This window comes from Streptomyces monashensis (genome assembly GCF_001866665.1).
Taxonomy (GTDB): domain Bacteria; phylum Actinomycetota; class Actinomycetes; order Streptomycetales; family Streptomycetaceae; genus Streptomyces; species Streptomyces monashensis.
The window spans coordinates 30,947-46,931 of record NZ_MLYO01000081.1; the positions used below are offsets into that span (position 1 = coordinate 30,947).

Sequence of the window (15,985 nt, forward strand, 5' to 3'; positions counted from 1 at the left end):
GGCTTTGCGGTCAGCTCCGGCCGGTGCGCGGGAATTCGTGGTCCTCGTGGAGGCGGGCTCCGTCGGCAGACGGGAGGTGTCGCGGCGGGAGCGCCGCCTCCGAGGTGTTGACGCGGGGCAGTGCGTAGGGGTGCTGCGCCACCAGCCAGGTGAGCATCCGCTCGCGGACCGCGACCCGTACCGCCCAGATGTCGTCGGAGTCCTTCGCGGTCATCAGGGCCCGCACCTGGATGGTGTTCGGCGTGGTGTCCGTCACCACCAGGCTGTAGGCGCGGCCGTCCCAGGCCGGGCTCTCGCGCAGGATGTCGCGCAGCTTCTCGCGCATCGCCTCGACGGGTGCGCCGTGGTCGAGGTGCCAGGAGACGGTCCCGGTCATCTGCGGCGTGCCCCGCGACCAGTTCTCGAAGGGTTTGGAGGTGAAGTACGACACCGGCATGGTGATCCGGCGCTCGTCCCAGGTCCGCACCGTCAGAAAGGTCAGGGTGATCTCCTCGACCGTGCCCCATTCGCCGTCCACGACGACCGTGTCGCCGATGCGCACCATGTCACCGAAGGCGATCTGCAGCCCGGCGAACAGGTTCGACAGGGTCGACTGGGCGGCGACGCCGGCCACGATCCCGAGGATGCCCGCCGATGCCAGCAGCGAGGCGCCGGCCGCACGCATCGCCGGGAAGGTGAGCAGCATCGCGGCGATCGCCACGACCATGACGATCGCGGAGACCACCCGCTTGATCAGTTCGACCTGGGTGCGCACTCTGCGCACCCGGGCCGCGTCCCGGTGCGCCCGGGCGTAGCGGGAGTAGCCGGTCTCGACGACCGCGCCGGCGATCCGGATCACCAGCCAGGCGGCGGCGCCGATCAGCACCAGCGTCAGGGTCCGGCCGACGCCGGCCTGGTGCCGTTCCAACAGCTTCGCCTGGTCGTACGACCCTCGCAGCAGGGCGGCGCACAGCACGAGCTGGTAGGGGACGCGGGCGCGGCGCAGCAGTCCCCACAGCGGTGTGTCGTGGTGGCGTTCGTCGGCCTTGCGCAGCAGCCGGTCGCCGGCCCAGCCCATGGCCAGGGTGAGCAGCACCGAGCCGCCGATCACGATCAGGGGCCGGAGTACGTTCTCCATGCCTGAGCTTTTAACCGGCGCTCCGCGGGCATGAACATGTGAGTTCCGCGTGTTCCTGGGTAGCCGTCTCGAACGGCCCCGCACCGGCTGGAATCTCACCGCCGGAGGACTGGTCGTGCCCTCCGGCTCACTGCCCGACCAGGTCCGCACGGCGACGGCCCGCTCGCGCCCGCGTTCGACGCCGCCGAGCAACACACCCGACACCGAACCAACCCGGGCACCGGCCTTGGGCGGGGCGGTCGGGTTGGTTCGACGGGTGTCAGACGTCGTCGGCGATGAAGTCTGTTATCGCGGCAACGACAGCTTCGGGCTGCTCGTCGGGGATGAAGTGTCCAGCGTCGGGCACGACGATCCGGGTGGTGTTGTCGGCCCATGGGCTGATGGAGGCGGCCATGTCCGGAACGGAGCCGTGGCTGCTGGAGATTCCGAGGATGGGCACGGTCAGGTGCCGCCGCTCGAGCGCCTCGCGGTTCTTGCGGGCTGACTCCGCGGCGCCCCGGTAGTACGCGAGGGAAGCGCGCAGGCCGCCGTCGACGGCGACGGCCGCCGCATAGTGGTCGAGCTCGGCGTCGTCGAACGTGTCGGGAGACAGGGCCTTCACCTTCAAGAACCAGCCGACGTACTCGCGTTCGCGGCCGACGAGCAGCGTCTCGGGCAGGTCGGGCACGATGTGGAACGCGAAATGCCAGGTCTTCCACGCTCGATCCGGGTCGGTGGGAATCGCCTCCGGGAGAGTGATACCGGGGATTCCGGCGTCGAGCAGAGCGACCCCGCGCAGGTGGCTCTCGAAGTTGAGGGCGAGGGAGAAAGCGACCCAGGCGCCGATGTCGTGGGCGACCAGGGAGTAGGTCGACACTCCGAGAGCCTTCACGGCGGCGTGGACGTGCGCGGCGACCGCGTGCGTGTCGTAGCTGCGCTCCGGACGCTCGGAGTGGCCCTGGCCCGGCAGGTCGATCGCGATGACGTGGAACCGGCGGGTGAGGCCGGGCATCACCTTTCGCCAGGCCCACCAGGTTTGCGGGAATCCGGCGAGCAGGACGACAACCGGGCCGCTCGGCCGTCCGCCTTCGACGGCATGCAGGCGGACGCCGTCCGCATCGACCCATCGGTGAGTGAATCCGGCCAGATGCTGCAGGGGCAGTTCGCGGATGGGGTTGCTTTCGGAGACATGCGGAGTGCTGGTTGCCGGGCCGGTCACGGGATCCTCCGTCGGTGTCATGTGTGCGGTCGGGACGGTGCAGCTGACGGCGGTGGCCGGGACCACGCGGTGTGTCTCTCGCGCGGTCGCGAAGTGCGCGGCATGCCCGGCCATGACCACGCTTGAAGGCTAACACATCTTGAACTGATCAGTTCAGAATAGAATGGTGCGCAACACAGTCCGAACCATTGACCCATCGGCAAGGAAGTACCGCGTGGCAGGCAAGAAGCAGTTCGACATGGACACGGCGCTCGACGCCGCGATGATCCAGTTCTGGCGCGACGGCTACGCCGACACCTCACTGGACGACTTGTCTCGGGCAACCGGCCTGAACCGCAGTTCCATCTACTCCTCCCTCGGCGACAAGGACACGCTCTTCCTGCGCTGCCTGGATCTCTACGCCGCGCGCTACGGCGAGAAGTACGACGCCGCCCTGTCGTGTGCAGCCTCGGAACCCGTTGCCGCTGTTCGTGCGTTCTTCGACGTCACCCTCGAGCGCATCGCCGATCCCGAGCTGCCTGATGGATGCCTGATTGCCCAGACGGCCATGGCAATTCCAGTGCTGAGTCCGAGCGTCGCGGCGCACGCCAAGCAGGCGCTCGGCTTCCAGCGTCTGCGCCTGCGCGCCGCGCTGAAGGCCGGCGGACTGACCGACCAGGAGGCCGAGGCCCTCGCCGTACACGCGGCGGCTGTGAACCAGTCGCTCGCCGTCATGAGCAGGGCCGGGGCGAGCCCGGCGCAGCTCCTGGCTATCGTGGGCGTGACCGTCGACGCGCTGTCGCAGGCGTTGCGTGCGTAAAGAATCTGACACCGCCGTCGGACTCGCAGCCTGATACGCACGGCCAGTTCATGAGTTCGAGGTGTGCGCGGTAGTGGTGCCAACGGGCTCGGGCCTGGTGGCTTCGCCGCCAATCGGACCAGGCACGCCGGCTCATCACCCCGGGCCGGGCCCTCGACCCGAGCCGCGGCCCCGGACGCGACGCCCTCTTTCTGGACTCCCGCGGTTCCAGGTGGACGCCGTCGACCTCTCTCCCGCAGCCGTCGCCTGGGCCGAGGAGCGCACCCGTACGACCGGAGCCCGCATCCGGTTCCACAGGAGAGACGCCTTCGCCCTCGCCGGCACCGGGCTGAGCGGACGCTACGACCTGATCTACGACTCGGGCTGCTTCCACCACCTGCCGCCCCACCCCCCACCACCTGCCTCGCCCTGCTCGGCCAACTCCTCGCATCCGGCGGCCACTTCGCACTCACCTGCTGGCGGAGAGACGGGAGGGACCTCCCCGACGCGGCCTTCCACCGCGACGCCCGCCTCCACGGCGGACTCGTCTACACCCCCCAGTCCCTGCGCCGGATCTTCTCCAGCCTCACAGCGGTCGAACTTCGACTCATGCGCGATGAACCGACCGAGTCCGCACACCTCGCGAACCCTTCCTCCGGACAGCCCTGTTCCGACGCGATGCCCAGCCGAGCACGGGCTCTGCGAGCGTGCCGACCTCGACGCGTTGGGGATCCGCCGGCGACAGGATGGTGCGCCGCAGGCTGCTCACTGAGCGGCAGTTCTCCGAACGTGGTACTTCCAGTGTGAAAGGGAGCGCACGACGGTCTCGGCGCCGACGGGATTGGCGCTGTGCACGTAGACAGTACCGATGTGGAACGGTCTGCCGTGGAAGGCGGCCTCCTCCAGGAGGGTCACCACCGGCATGATGCTGTCGTCTCCGCCCAGGTCGTGGTCGAGCCAGAGCTCATCGATGAAGACGTCCCGGTGTTCTTGAAGGAGTTGGACCCCATCGCGACTCGTGCGGGCGAGCCGCGTCGCTCGGGGCAGGGCCCTGAGGTCGTCGATGGCGAGGATGACCGGAGCAGGTCCAGGAATGAGCTGCTGCACCCGGACATCATGCCCGGTGAACGGCGCCCAGCAGGCCATGAGCAGGTGCCCCTCTGCTCTCATCGTTCACCGCTGGCGGGGATTCACAAGCACAGGTGAATTGGATGCCTTTTGAAAGCCCGACGGGTCCCCGGTGAGCACCCTGGCCCTGGGGCGCCTCGCCCCGGGGCCCAGCCGCGTGCAGGCCCTGCACTCAGGGGCGACGGGGCCGAGGTGCACGTCGGCCGGGTGCGCGGTGGCGACGTACTTGTCCGGTGGTTCTTGCTGCCCGGCCGCGATGGTGCGTACGCCGCATCACCCGATGGCGGGACGCCGCGGTTGCCATGTGCAGGTGCAGGGAAGAGGCATCCCGTACCTGAGCCTCTGGAGGCACTGTGAGCATTGCTGCGAGCAATCCAACCGTGCAGGCATTCGTGAGCGCGGTCAACGCGGGCGATCGCGACAGCTTTGACGCCGTCCTCGCACCCGACGCCACCATGTCCGACGACGGTACCGATCGCGACCTCGCAGCGTGGGTGGACAAAGAGATCTTCTCTGCCGACGGCCGGATGGACATCGAGTCGGAGTCCGACGGCGGGCTTGAGCTGGTCGCCACCTTCACCAACAGCACGTGGGGCGCGATGCGAACTGCGTGGCGCTTCACAGTGGACGACGGCAGGATCACCCGGTTCGAGACCGGGCAGGCATAGATGGGGGGTGTGACTGTCCGGCCTCTGGCAGAGCCATGCGAAGCAGCTCAGGAATGCACTCGTCTGTCGACCTGTCGGACAGGCCCTAGTCGGCCCGGCCCGTCGCTGCCACGGTTACGCCCAGCCCGATCATCGCGAAGCCACCCGCCCCGCCGACCATCGACAGGCGGCGGTCCGAGCGGGCGAACCAGGAACGGGCCGCCGAGGCGCCCAGTCCCCACAGGGTGTCCGTGACCATGCCGATGGCGACCGGGACCAGCCCCAATACCATCATTTGGAGCGGGATACGGCCCGCCGCGTGGTTCACGAACTGCGGCAGCACCGCCGCGAAGAAGATGAGGCCCTTCGGGTTGGTGAAACCCACGAGAATACCGTCCAGGACCGTGCGCAGATCGCCGCGCCGCGCGCCCGCCGGGGCCTCCATGTCCGCCGCACGCATCTCCTTGCGATGCCGGAATGCCTGCACTCCGAGATAGACGAGATACGCCGCGCCGGCCAGCTTCACACCGGTGAACACCGCCGCGGAAGTCTCCACCAGCGTGCCGAGGCCCCACGCCACAGCGGTCACCAGGAGGTACGAACCGATCAGGTTGCCCAGAACGGTCGCGAGCGCCGTGCGGCGGCCGTGCGCGAGGGCTCTGCCGATCACGAACAGCACGCTCGGCCCTGGAATCACGATCACCAGGAGTGCCATCGCCGCGAACGCGAGAATGCTCTCCGTGGACACCATGCGTCTGCCACCTCCCGAATCGCGTTCCAAGGTCATACAAACAGATCGTGAGCCCTCCGCTCTAGGCTCATCCACCAGCCGAGATCCGAGACCCTGCCCCGGCCTGGGTCACCACGACCGCCTTCGAAGGAGCGGTCGGGGGGCAAGCAGGCTGTACAGGTGCGAAACAGCGTCAGGGACAGGATGCGCTGGTCGGCCTCCTGGGCAAGCCGGTCGCCGGTCCAGCGCTCTCTGCATCCCCACCGCGGGGACGACGGGGGCCCCGGCGCCGATCCGGGCGGGCCGTGGCGGTTCGTCAGCGGACGGTCCGCCAGCCCCATGACCGAGCTGGGGTGGAAGTCGGTGGGCGTGCTGGAGCTCACCGCGCTGCCCAGCATCGACGAAGCGCTCTGGGTCTCCTGGGTCCGGGAGGCCGACGTCCCGCTGGTCAATGGCGGTGACGCGCTGTACCTGTGCCACTGGATGCGGGAGTCCGGGCTGGCTGAACTCCTGCCGTCGCTGCCCGACATGGTCTACGTGGGACTCAGCGCCGGGAGCACGGTGATGAGCCCCCGTGTCGGGGAGGGGTTCGTGGGCTGGAAGCCGCCCGTCGGCGGCGACCGTGCGCTGGGCGTGGTCGATTTCTCGATCTTCTGGCACCTGGATCATCCGGCGTGCCCGGACAACACCATGGCCGCTGCAGAACGATGGGCGGCCCAGATCGCGGGTCCGGCGTATGCCATTGACGAGCAGACCGTCATCAAGGTGGCCGGCGGCGCCGTCGAAGTGGTCTCCGAGGGCCACTGGACGTTGTCTTAGCACCTGTGCCAGGTCCTCGCGTGACATGTCGATGTGGCCGCTTCGGCCGCCGGGGCCGTACGCCTTCTCTGCCGGGCGAGGCGGTCGGATCGTCAAGAACCTGGCCTCGGGGATGTCGCAGCCGCCCCCGGGGCCCGTGGTGAGGGTGTGCGTGGTCAGGCGCTACGGCGCACTTCTTCGCACAGCGCCGCGGCGACCGCGACGTCGGTGCCGGCGAGGCCGACGGAGCAGAAGACGGTGATCTGTTCAGGGTCGGTACGGCCCCTCGCCGCTTTGGCCAGGACGGCGCCCAGGTCGACCAGCCGGTCGGTGGGGAGGATGTGCGGCTCGGCGTAACCGGTTGCCTGGGCGAGGGAGTCGGTGAGGAGCACATGTGCCCGATCCGCCAGGGACGCGGGCACTTCATGGCGCGCGACCGTTTTGGGGCCGAGCGTGGTCACATGCGTCCCCGGCGTGATCCAGTCGGCGTCCAGGACGGGCACGTCACTGTTCGTCGCGACGACCACCACGTCATGGTCGCGCACCGCCTCCTCCACCGTACGCACCGCCCGCACTCTCACCTCCAGCTCCCCGGCGGCGCGCCGGGCGAACGCCTGTGCCCGCTCGGGCCTGCGGGCCGCTACCGCGACCTCCCGCACACGCCTGACCGCGCGGATGGCCCACAACTGCGCCCACGCCTGCGTGCCGGCTCCCACCAGCCCGAGGCGTATCTCTCCCGGTCTGGCTGCCGCGTCGACGGCCACCGCGCCGATGGCACCGGTTCGCCGGGCACCGAGCTCATCGCCGTGCACGACGGCCCGGAGGCGGCCGTCGTCGGAGCCCCACACCGCCACCAGTTGTTCCGCTCCGACGAGGGTGTCGTAGGCACGGAAACCGAACAGCTCCTCCGAGCACAGCCGCCCCGCCGTGAACACGAGACGCCCGTCCCCGAGGTCGGCGTGGATCCGCGGCGGTGCATGGAGCGCGCCCTCGTGCGCGGCCAGGAGAGCGCCCCGCACGGCGCGAACCGCGGTCGCCGCGTCAAGACGCGTACGCACATCGTCGTCGTTCAGCAACAGCACGGACATCAGCGGCTTCCTTCGCGTGCGAGGCGGGCGACAATGGTGATCACTCTGCCGAAACCGGGGCGGCCCTGTCGTCAGTCCTCAGCCGCAGACCTGGGCTCCGTCCAGAGCCCTACGCCCGTCGGGAAGGCCGCCGCGAGCGCCACCCGTCACCGGGCGGGATCCATTGAGCAACTCCGCCAGGCGGTCGGCGAATTCGGTGAGCCGGTCCAGCCGTGGTCCACTGCGGGCGATACGAAAACCGTGGCGGCGGCCCCAGAACGCAGCCTGGACGGCATGGAACTGGGCCCACCGCCGGACCCGTTCACGGTCGAGTTCCGCGGCCTCGGCGAAGACGTCCACGACACGGTGGACAGCCTTGCGCAGGTCATCCGCTCCAAGGAGCGTCAGCGCGCGGGACTTCAGCAGGGTGCCGCCGTCGTAGGCGGGATCTCCCACGTACCCCTTGGGGTCGACAGCCAGCCACGGCTCCCGGCCGGCACGCAGGATGTTCCGGGCATGCAGGTCGCCATGGACGAGGGTGTCCGGTTGGTCCCGGCCCAGCTCCCGAACGGTCGCCAGGGCGGCATCCAGTGCCTGACGCGGCAGTGCGTGCGGCAGTTCCTCGGCGTCCCTGCACAGATGCTCCTCCCAGGCATCGGCCCGCTCACGCAGCCGGGGCAGGCCGGGCGGTGCGGGGACGGCCAGGCGCCGATCGAGCCGCCCGGCGACCGTCACCACCTCGTCGCCGTCCTGGACCTCCGCCAGCGTCGACGGCCCAACCCGCTCCAGCAGCATCGCGAACCGCTCGTCGTCGCGCTCATGCAGCAGCACGGCGCCGCACCCGCCCCACGCAACGAACGCATCCGGCTCATGGACGTTGCCGGGATGCGGAAACGACACCTTCAGCACGGCGCTCTCCCCAGCCCGCCGCCGCACCGGAACGATGACACCGACGCCCCCGTGCATGACCTCGCCGTCCGGCACGCACCCCCAGCGCCCCAGCAACTCCTCCACGATGCCAGGCAGTTCGGCGAGCCACGCCGCCCCGGCCTCCCCCTCGCGGTCGACGGTGTTCCGCGCGAACTCCTCCGGGATCGCCATCATCCCGGCACCCTACGCGCCCGCCCACCGCTGGTGGCTGGTGCGCCGGCCCGGCCCGGCTCAGGTGTTCGGCAGCTGCCCCTTTTCCGGCTCACCAGCGGGGACCGGCTCCAGCACCGCGACGTCCCCGGGGCCGGCCAGCGCGTCAGCGATCTCGCCGCCCAGCGCGGCCAGCACCGGCCCGGCCGAGTGGGCGTCGAGAGCGGCCTGGTCGGCCCAGTTCTCCACGACAGTGACCCGGTCGTCGCCGGCATGGGCGGCGTAGAGCAGGCAGCCGGGCTCAGCGTGCACGGCGGCGGCGTGCCGCCGGAACGCCGCGAGCACGTCCTCCCGGCGGCCGGGCTTGGTCCGGAGGGTGGCGACGACGATGGGCAAGGAAACTCCTCGGGCCGGGACCGGTCCGTATCACCTCACGGACGCGATCTTGGTGGTCGCATGGAGCCTACGCCAGGCACAGGCACCCTGGCCTTGCCCGGGTCCCCGTCAGGAGGCCCGCTGCTGCGATGCGACGCGAGGTGGCTGCCGTAGGGATTCGGTCCACCAGCCGTTCGGCTCTCGGTCTCCACGGCCGCTGTGCCGTCCAAGGCCCGGGCGGAGCAACTGGTTCTGGCCGCCAACAGTTCCCGCCTGGCAACCGTTTCGCTGCGCCCGCATGTGATCTGGGGAGACGGCGATCCGCATCTGGTGCCGGGCCTGCGTGCCCGTACGCGCTGCGGGCGGTTGCTGCTGCCTGGAACGGGCGCCAACCACGTGGACACCGTCCACGTCTGCGACGCCGCCGAGGCGCACGTCCTGGCCGTGGAAAAGCTGACACCGGACTCTCCCCTGGCGGGTGCCGGTTACTTCCTCACGCAGGGCCGCCCCTGCTCCCTCGCCACCACTGTCCGTGGTCTGCTCGCACGCCACGGCATCACAGCGGAGATCCGCAGCGTCCCCGCCCACGCCGCACGCGCCGCGGCCGTACTCCTCGAAGCCGCGGCAAAGGCGCTGCCATGAGTGGTCGGCGGGGCGGTAGCCGAGGTCGCGGCGTGCTGCGCTGACGTCGAACCAGTGGGCGTGAGTGAGCTCGGCGGCCAGGACGCGTGAGAGGCGCAGCCTCCAGCGCGACTCGCACGGGCGGCTTCCCGCGCGCGGGCCTGACCTGGGTTGACCCGGGTGGGCGTCGTGGTCGACCCGCGGTCAACGCTGTCCGGAGGGGGGTTGTCCGGCGAACGAGGTGCGGTAGGCGCGTGGGCTGGTGGCCAGGCGGGACGCGAAGTGCTGGCGCATGGTGACCTCGCTGCCGAAACCGGACCGCCGGGCGACCTCGGGCATGGTCAGGTCGGTACGTTCGAGGAGTTTCTGGGCCGCTGCGATGCGGTGGTCCACGAGCCAGCGCAGCGGAGTGGTTCCGGTGGCCGCCGCGAAGTGCCGGGCGAAGGAACGCGGCGACATCCCGACACGGGCGGCGAGCGCGGACACGGTGAGCGGCTCGTCCAGATGCGCCAGGGCGAAGGCGCGTACGTCGGCCAGCGTATCCGCGTCGCGGTCGGCGTGCCGGGTCGGGTGTTCGATGAACTGGGCCTGGGTGCCGGTCCTGAACGGTGCGGTGACCATGGATCGGGCGACCGTCGCGGCCGCCTCCGCGCCGTGCATGGCACGCACCAGGTGCAGACACAGGTCGATGCCGGCGGCGGTGCCGGCAGACGTCCACAGATTGCCGTCCTCGACGAACAGGGCGTCCGGCTCGACCCGCACCCGTGGGTGCCGGGCCCGCAGCTGATCGGCCAGTGCCCAGTGGGTCAGCGCCCGGCGGCCGTCCAGCAGGCCCGCCTGGGCGAGCGTGAACGCTCCGCCGCACAGCGCCGCGATGGTGGTGCCCCGTACGTGAGCGCGGCGCAGCGCCGCGAGGACCGGCTCGGGTGCCGGGGTGTCATGGTCGTCCAGGCCCGGTACCAGGATCAGCTCGGCGCGGGGCAGCCAGGCGAGGGTGCGATCCGGTGCGAGCGCGAGCCCGCCACGCATCGGTACCGGTTCGGGGCCGACGGCCACCCGCCGCAGCTCGAAGGCGGGGACTCCGCGGTCGGTGCGGTCCGCGCCCCACACCTCGGTGATCACCGAGACGTCGAAGGCCCGGATGCCTGGGAACGCGAGCAGGGCGATGCGGTGGGCCGGGGCCGGTCGAGTCATCCTGGCAGTAAACCATCGATCGCTGTCTTTCTTCCTCCTGTGAACGGGCCCGGCCCGGCGGCAGGATCGTGGGCATGGAGATCACACAGAACGCCGCGCTGGTGGTGGTGGACGTGCAGCAGGGCTTCGACGAACCGGAGTTCTGGGGCCCGCGCAACAACCCGGCCGCCGACGAGAACATCGCTTCCCTGATCGCGGCCTGGCAGGACACGGACCGGCCCGTCGTCCTCGTACGGCACGACTCCGACAAGCCCGGCTCGCCACTGCGGCCCGGGTACGAGGGCAACGACTTCAAGGCGTACGTCCAGGAGCGGCGCGGCAAGGGCGGCGGGCCGGAGCTGCTCGTGACCAAGTCCGTGAACTCCGCGTTCTACGGCACCCCCGACCTTGACGACTGGTTCAGGGCGGCGGGCATCACCCAGGTCGTGCTGGCCGGTATCCAGACCAACATGTGCGTGGAGACCACCGCCCGCATGGGCGGCAACCTCGGCTACGACGTGCTGGTCGCCCTCGACGCCACCCACACCTTCGACCTGACCGGCCCGAACGGCTGGCGCCTGACGGCCGACGAGCTGGCCCGGGCGAGTGCCGTCTCGCTGCACGGCGGGGGTTTCGCCCGGGTGGTGACAACCGGCGAGCTGGTGTCCACCGTCCGCCCCTGATCTGCCAGTACCCGGGATGACCACCCGCGTCGCCCTCCGGGAGCACATCACCGGCGTCACCGCTCTGCCCACGGCGGGCTGAGCCAGGGCAGCCACCCAGTCTCACCACGACCCGCTACACCCTCAACAGCCCGCCAGCCCCGACAAGTTGACATGTGGCCTCACCGCCCTACGCAACGCAGGCCTGGTGAGCGCCCACCGCGCCGACGCTCCGTCCTCTGCGCCCGCACCACCGTCGCCGAAACCCTCCTCGCAGCCGGGCGCCCCTTGAAGCTGCAGATCCCAACCCCCGAAGGTCTTCCGGCGCCGACCGCTTAGCCTGGTGGGGTCATGAGCAGCCACCCATGCGCGGACGGGGCATCCGTGCACACGTCGCCCTGGCGCGGCTCGGCAGTCCCGAGGTGCCTCAACCCGCGAACGGGGAGGACCAGCCGGGGCCGGCGCCCCGGTACTGGTCCCGCCCACACGCAGCCGGGGCGGGTGTTCCCGCTCGTCCAGCGACTCACTCGTCGCAGGTGCACCGCTCGCGGTCATCTTCCTGGGCTCCCCTGTGGCCCAGGAAGAATCCCGCTGCTTGCGCAGGTGAAGGTAGCTTCCCGTCTGCCGCAGCGTCAACTATAGTTTAGCCACGTCAAGAGAGAGCAGCGCATCGTGCCCCATGCAGGCGAGACAGCGGACCGTGAGACGCCGTTGCCGGCGCCCCCGGTTCCCGTACCCGGTCCCGGCGCGTCCTTCGCCGACCGTCTGAACTACCTGTTCGACAGGGTCCGGGCGCCAGGCGCGGACGAGTTCAGCAACGCCCACGTGGCGCGGACGATCTCCTCGTACGGCCAGGAGAGCATCACCGGCGCGTACATCGGCCAGCTCCGCAAGGGCAGCAAGACGCCCACCGTCAAACTCGTGCCGCTGTTCGGCCGGTTCTTCGGCGTAGAGGCCGGCTTCTTCGTTGAGGACGAGGTGACCCGCAAGGTCGCCGAACAGTTCGAGCTGCTGCGCAAGCTCAGCCAGGCGGGTGTGAAACAGATCGCACTTCGTGCCATCGGACTGTCCCCGCACAGCCTCAACGAGGTCATGCAGAAGATTGATTCCGTGCGGGAGAAGGAGGGCCTGCCCCCCTCCCCCGAAGACGACCTTTCCTGACCAGCCACTACGCTCAACTTCCACGGGGCTCTTGAGAGGAACACGCATGTGGCATCGCCGCCGTGCGCGCCGGCCCGTCGACCGAACCGAAGAAGTCGAGCGGCGCAGCAGAGCGTTCGTCGAGGAACTTGAGCTTCCCGCCGTCAACAGCGTCCTGGAGTTGCGTCCGTTCATCGAGCGGAAGCTCAACCGGGAGATCCGGTTGATGCCGTTCACGCCGGACCTCTCGGACCCGGCCTCCTTGGACCCCTCGACGCCGTGCGGTCTGTGGCTTGCCACCGTCGACACGGACTACCTCTTCTACGACGAAGGGGTCAGTGCGGCGTACACCGAGATCGTCGCCGGCCACGAGTTCGCCCACATGCTCAAGCACCGCCACAAGAAGGAGTCCTTGGACGTCGCCGGCCTCGGCGGCCTCATCACGGACATCGACCCTGCCACCGCTCAGCTGGTCCTCGGCCGGACCCAGTACGACGAACCCGACGAGTTCGAAGCGGAGATGATCGGCTCCCTGCTGCAGGAGCACGTGTCCAAGGCTCGGGCGGCCTCCGCCCGAGGCTCCCAGGCCGACGACCCCATAGCCCGCACGCTGCTGCGCTGACCGGAACAGACCACCGTGAAAGACATACTCCACCCCCTGTGTCTTGCGATCGCCGGCACAGGGTTCCTCCTCCTGCTCCGCGACCTGGGCAAGCGGAGACGCGACCCCGCCCTCGTGGTCCTCGCCTTCACGTTCGGGTTCTCCGCGCTCAGCTACTTCATCGCACTCACCTGGGTGTGGGTGCGCATCGACGGCATCCTCGGCGTACCGAACATCGCTGTGCCGCTGGCCCAGAGCTGCGTCGTCCTCGTCTTCGCCCTCCAGGCCACGGTCCTGGCCTACTGGTCCAGGCCCCTCGACGCGGCCCGGCGCCGCGGCCGCCAGCTGCTCATCACGGCCGGCTGCGTCATCGCGGGCATGGCCTCGCTCTTCGCGCTCCTGGCCCCCGCCGTGGAGCGGCCCTTCGATTTCTCGCTCTACTACGCAGGCAATCCGTACTTCCAGGCGTACCTGTGGCTCTACATCGGCGCCTACACGCCGGCCCAGATCTACCTCGCCCGGTCGTGCTGGAAGTACGCCCACGCGACCGCCAACCGGTCGATCGCCGTCGGCCTGCGCCTCGTCGCCGTCGGCGCGGCCATCACCCTCGGCTACAGCGCCATCCGCATCGGGGCCGTCCTCGGCGCGGTCTTCGGATTCAGCGTCAAGGGTCTCGACCCCTACGCGTGGATCTGCGGCGATGTGGGGGCCACCCTCACCCAGATCGGCTACTTCCTCCCCACACTCGTCCGCCGCGTGGAAGACGGCAGGAACTGGGCATCCGCGCACGTCGGCTACCGGCGCCTGCGGCCTCTGTGGGCCGCCCTGGCCCATGCACACCCCGGAATCACCCTGCTCCGACCGGACCCGCAGCGCGGTTCCATCCTTCACGGCCGCAGCGCGCACTTCCCCCTTCTGCGACGCCGCACGGAGATCCGCCACGGCCAGAAGCTGCTGCGTCGCTACCTCGACCCCGCTGTGCGCACCGAGTCCGAGGCACGGCGCGCGACCGAAGGGCTGACCGGCGCCGACCTGGTCGCGGCCGTGACCGCCGACCAGATCCATGCGGCCCTCACCCGTTTCCACACGGACGCCCCCGTCGAGGCGCCGGTCGAGTACGTGGACGCCCACCTGCCCCTGCCGACAGCCGAGGACGAACAGCTTCACCTCGAACGCGTCGCCCGCTTCTTCACTCCGCCCGACCCAGCGACACCCACCACCGATCTCCCCAGCACCGCATCAGGAGCCCATTCGTGATCCTCCGCCGCACCGTGCTCGCCACCACGCCTGCCCTCGCCACCGTCACCGCCGTCACCGCCCTGAGCGCCTCCGCCAGTGCGGGGCCCCACACCGGCACGAGCCGGCGCCGCGCTGCCCCGCTGCGCCTCGCGTCCGCCGGCGACCAGCTCACCGCCCTGCGCGAGGGCAAGATCACAAGTCGTGACCTGCTGGAACAGCACCTGGAACACATCGAGCGGGCGAACCCCGAGCTGAACGCCGTCATCACGCTCGACCTGGAAGGTGCCCGAGCGGCCGCCGACAAGGCCGACCGGCACCTCGCCGAGACCGGGGACGTGCTCGGCCCGCTCCACGGCCTGCCGATGACGGTGAAGGACGCCCTCGAGGTCGAGGGGATGCGCACCACATGCGGGTCGCCCAGCCTCTCGGGCCATGTCCCCGACAGCGACGCCGACGCGGTCGCCCTCCTGCGCGCCGCCGGCGCCGTCATCATCGGCCACACCAACGTCCCGACCATGTGCCAGGACATCCAGACGTCGAACCCGATCTTCGGCAGGACCCTGAACCCCTTCGACTCCGAGAAGACCGCCGGCGGCTCCTCCGGCGGCCCTGCCGCCGCGGTCGCCGCGGGCTTCACCAGCCTGGAGGTAGGCTCCGACCTCGCCGGCTCGCTGCGCCTGCCGGCCGCGTACTGCGGTGTCTACGCGCTGCGGACCTCGCGCGGAGCCAGCCCGATCGTGCCCACCCGCGGTCACATCCCCCGCCTGCCCGGCTGGGCCACCAGCAGCGACATGATCACGCTCGGCCCGATCGCCCGGAGCGTCGAGGACCTCGGTCTCCTCCTGGACGTCATCGCCGCGCCCGCCCCCGCCGACCGCGGCGGATGGAAGATCGACCTGCCGGCCCCGGCCAAGACCGAGCTGGGCGACTACCGGGTCGGCATCTGGGCGGACGACGCGTACTGCCGCATCGACGCCGACAGCCGCGCACTCCTCGCCCAGGTCGCCGAGCTCGTCAGGGGACTGGGTGCCACTGTCGACGACTCCACCAAGCCTGTCGACTTCGCCGAGAGCGACAAGCTGTTCCAGCGCCTCATGTACGCCACCGCCTCGGCCACCGCCACCGACACCGCGTTCGCAGCCGACGTCGCGGCTGCCGAGAAGATCACCGCCGACGACCCCAGCGGGTTCTTCCTCCGATCCCGCACCATGCGTCACCGCGACTGGTGCGTAGCCGACGAAGCACGGCAGAAGCTGCGCGGCGCCTGGGACGCCTACTTCACGGACCACGACATCCTGATCACCCCCGCCACGCCGACTGCCGCCGTCCCCGACCAGAGCAGCACTCCCCTGCCGCAGCGGTACATCACGGTGGACGGCACGAAGCGCCCGTTCTTCGACCAGACCAGCTGGCTCAACCTGGCCAGCCCGGTCGGACTGCCGGCCCTCGTCCTGCCCGCCGGCACGACCGGCGACGGGCTCCCGCTCGCCGTCCAGATCATCGGCCCCTACCTCGCCGACCGCACCGTTCTCCATGCTGCCGAGCAGCTCGCACAGCGGCTCCCCGAGCCGGCTCAGCCGTCCGTGTTCTCGGCGTAGCCGAATCTGCGGCTCGCTTCGCGGAGTTCCGGG

General features: G+C 70.3%; 17 protein-coding genes and 1 pseudogene. 10 read left to right on the top strand and 8 right to left on the bottom strand.

What is annotated here, in order from left to right:
* Positions 1-10 precede the first annotated feature (10 nt).
* Both BIV23_RS38720 and BIV23_RS38725 read right to left on the bottom strand, forming a co-directional pair.
* On the bottom strand, positions 11-1,117 hold the full coding sequence (locus tag BIV23_RS38720) for a mechanosensitive ion channel family protein (RefSeq protein WP_071385686.1): 1,107 nt from the start codon (positions 1,115-1,117) through the stop codon (positions 11-13).
* Positions 1,118-1,376: 259 nt separating this feature from the next.
* The gene (locus tag BIV23_RS38725; protein ID WP_071385749.1) at positions 1,377-2,315 is read right to left on the bottom strand and encodes an alpha/beta fold hydrolase; all 939 of its coding nucleotides are present in this window, start codon (positions 2,313-2,315) and stop codon (positions 1,377-1,379) included.
* Positions 2,316-2,529: 214 nt separating this feature from the next.
* Between BIV23_RS38725 and BIV23_RS38730 the strand changes: the two genes are divergently transcribed.
* Positions 2,530-3,114 carry a TetR/AcrR family transcriptional regulator gene (locus BIV23_RS38730; protein WP_071385687.1) on the top strand — a complete coding sequence of 195 codons (585 nt, stop codon included), beginning with the start codon at positions 2,530-2,532 and terminating at the stop codon, positions 3,112-3,114.
* Between the two features lie 125 nt (positions 3,115-3,239).
* Positions 3,240-3,782, top strand: a pseudogene (locus BIV23_RS47640) (class I SAM-dependent methyltransferase); the annotation flags it as partial.
* Between the two features lie 76 nt (positions 3,783-3,858).
* On the opposite strand, the gene BIV23_RS38735 reads toward BIV23_RS47640, so the two are convergent.
* Positions 3,859-4,263 carry a cyclic-phosphate processing receiver domain-containing protein gene (locus tag BIV23_RS38735; protein ID WP_245790852.1) on the bottom strand — a complete coding sequence of 135 codons (405 nt, stop codon included), beginning with the start codon at positions 4,261-4,263 and terminating at the stop codon, positions 3,859-3,861.
* 311 nt (positions 4,264-4,574) lie between these two features.
* Between BIV23_RS38735 and BIV23_RS38740 the strand changes: the two genes are divergently transcribed.
* Positions 4,575-4,889, top strand: coding sequence for a nuclear transport factor 2 family protein (locus tag BIV23_RS38740; RefSeq protein WP_071385688.1), 315 nt, complete (start codon positions 4,575-4,577; stop codon positions 4,887-4,889).
* A gap of 85 nt (positions 4,890-4,974) precedes the next feature.
* On the opposite strand, the gene BIV23_RS38745 is transcribed toward BIV23_RS38740, so the two are convergent.
* Positions 4,975-5,619 carry a LysE family translocator gene (locus BIV23_RS38745; RefSeq protein WP_071385689.1) on the bottom strand — a complete coding sequence of 215 codons (645 nt, stop codon included), beginning with the start codon at positions 5,617-5,619 and terminating at the stop codon, positions 4,975-4,977.
* A 318-nt stretch (positions 5,620-5,937) separates the two neighbouring features.
* Here BIV23_RS38745 and BIV23_RS38750 point away from each other — a divergent pair, with 318 nt between their 5' ends.
* Positions 5,938-6,417 carry a Type 1 glutamine amidotransferase-like domain-containing protein gene (locus tag BIV23_RS38750; RefSeq protein ID WP_245790853.1) on the top strand — a complete coding sequence of 160 codons (480 nt, stop codon included), beginning with the start codon at positions 5,938-5,940 and terminating at the stop codon, positions 6,415-6,417.
* 155 nt (positions 6,418-6,572) lie between these two features.
* Here BIV23_RS38750 and BIV23_RS38755 read toward each other — a convergent pair whose 3' ends face one another.
* The 3 genes from BIV23_RS38755 to BIV23_RS38765 form a co-directional block, all read right to left on the bottom strand.
* Complete coding sequence (locus BIV23_RS38755) at positions 6,573-7,484, bottom strand: ornithine cyclodeaminase family protein (RefSeq protein WP_071385690.1); 912 nt, start codon at positions 7,482-7,484, stop codon at positions 6,573-6,575.
* Positions 7,485-7,562: 78 nt separating this feature from the next.
* Positions 7,563-8,567, bottom strand: coding sequence for an aminoglycoside phosphotransferase family protein (locus tag BIV23_RS38760; RefSeq protein WP_245790854.1), 1,005 nt, complete (start codon positions 8,565-8,567; stop codon positions 7,563-7,565).
* A gap of 57 nt (positions 8,568-8,624) precedes the next feature.
* Positions 8,625-8,939, bottom strand: a complete 315-nt coding sequence (locus BIV23_RS38765) for a putative quinol monooxygenase (protein WP_071385691.1) — start codon at positions 8,937-8,939, stop codon at positions 8,625-8,627.
* A 198-nt stretch (positions 8,940-9,137) separates the two neighbouring features.
* Between BIV23_RS38765 and BIV23_RS47645 the strand changes: the two genes are divergently transcribed.
* A complete protein-coding gene (locus BIV23_RS47645) occupies positions 9,138-9,560 on the top strand; it encodes an NAD-dependent epimerase/dehydratase family protein (protein WP_079173680.1) in 423 nt (140 codons plus the stop codon).
* A gap of 183 nt (positions 9,561-9,743) precedes the next feature.
* On the opposite strand, the gene BIV23_RS38775 is transcribed toward BIV23_RS47645, so the two are convergent.
* Entirely contained in the window at positions 9,744-10,733 is a 990-nt protein-coding gene (locus tag BIV23_RS38775; protein WP_071385693.1) for a GlxA family transcriptional regulator, read from the bottom strand.
* Between the two features lie 74 nt (positions 10,734-10,807).
* Between BIV23_RS38775 and BIV23_RS38780 the strand changes: the two genes are divergently transcribed.
* From BIV23_RS38780 to BIV23_RS38800, 5 genes are all read left to right on the top strand, one after another.
* The gene (locus BIV23_RS38780; protein ID WP_071385694.1) at positions 10,808-11,395 is read left to right on the top strand and encodes a cysteine hydrolase family protein; all 588 of its coding nucleotides are present in this window, start codon (positions 10,808-10,810) and stop codon (positions 11,393-11,395) included.
* A 651-nt stretch (positions 11,396-12,046) separates the two neighbouring features.
* On the top strand, positions 12,047-12,535 hold the full coding sequence (locus BIV23_RS38785; RefSeq protein WP_079173681.1) for a hypothetical protein: 489 nt from the start codon (positions 12,047-12,049) through the stop codon (positions 12,533-12,535).
* Positions 12,536-12,581: 46 nt separating this feature from the next.
* Positions 12,582-13,136: a hypothetical protein gene (locus BIV23_RS38790; protein ID WP_245790855.1), complete on the top strand. Its 555-nt coding sequence runs from the start codon at positions 12,582-12,584 to the stop codon at positions 13,134-13,136.
* 15 nt (positions 13,137-13,151) lie between these two features.
* Entirely contained in the window at positions 13,152-14,372 is a 1,221-nt protein-coding gene (locus tag BIV23_RS38795) for an MAB_1171c family putative transporter (RefSeq protein ID WP_071385695.1), read from the top strand.
* A complete protein-coding gene (locus BIV23_RS38800) occupies positions 14,369-15,952 on the top strand; it encodes an amidase family protein (protein WP_071385696.1) in 1,584 nt (527 codons plus the stop codon). Before BIV23_RS38795 ends, BIV23_RS38800 begins: the two co-directional genes overlap by 4 nt.
* Positions 15,953-15,985: the final 33 nt, after the last annotated feature.

Bases quoted from the DNA above. Each gene is read 5' to 3' on its own strand.
- BIV23_RS38735 (WP_245790852.1), bottom strand. From the start codon at position 4,263: ATGAGAGCAGAGGGGCACCTGCTCATGGCCTGCTGGGCGCCGTTCACC.
- BIV23_RS38780 (WP_071385694.1), top strand. From the start codon at position 10,808: ATGGAGATCACACAGAACGCCGCGCTGGTGGTGGTGGACGTGCAGCAG.
- BIV23_RS38745 (WP_071385689.1), bottom strand. From the start codon at position 5,619: ATGGTGTCCACGGAGAGCATTCTCGCGTTCGCGGCGATGGCACTCCTG.
- BIV23_RS38755 (WP_071385690.1), bottom strand. From the start codon at position 7,484: ATGTCCGTGCTGTTGCTGAACGACGACGATGTGCGTACGCGTCTTGAC.
- BIV23_RS38790 (WP_245790855.1), top strand. From the start codon at position 12,582: ATGTGGCATCGCCGCCGTGCGCGCCGGCCCGTCGACCGAACCGAAGAA.
- BIV23_RS38750 (WP_245790853.1), top strand. From the start codon at position 5,938: ATGACCGAGCTGGGGTGGAAGTCGGTGGGCGTGCTGGAGCTCACCGCG.
- BIV23_RS38760 (WP_245790854.1), bottom strand. From the start codon at position 8,567: ATGATGGCGATCCCGGAGGAGTTCGCGCGGAACACCGTCGACCGCGAG.
- BIV23_RS38775 (WP_071385693.1), bottom strand. From the start codon at position 10,733: ATGACTCGACCGGCCCCGGCCCACCGCATCGCCCTGCTCGCGTTCCCA.
- BIV23_RS38720 (WP_071385686.1), bottom strand. From the start codon at position 1,117: ATGGAGAACGTACTCCGGCCCCTGATCGTGATCGGCGGCTCGGTGCTG.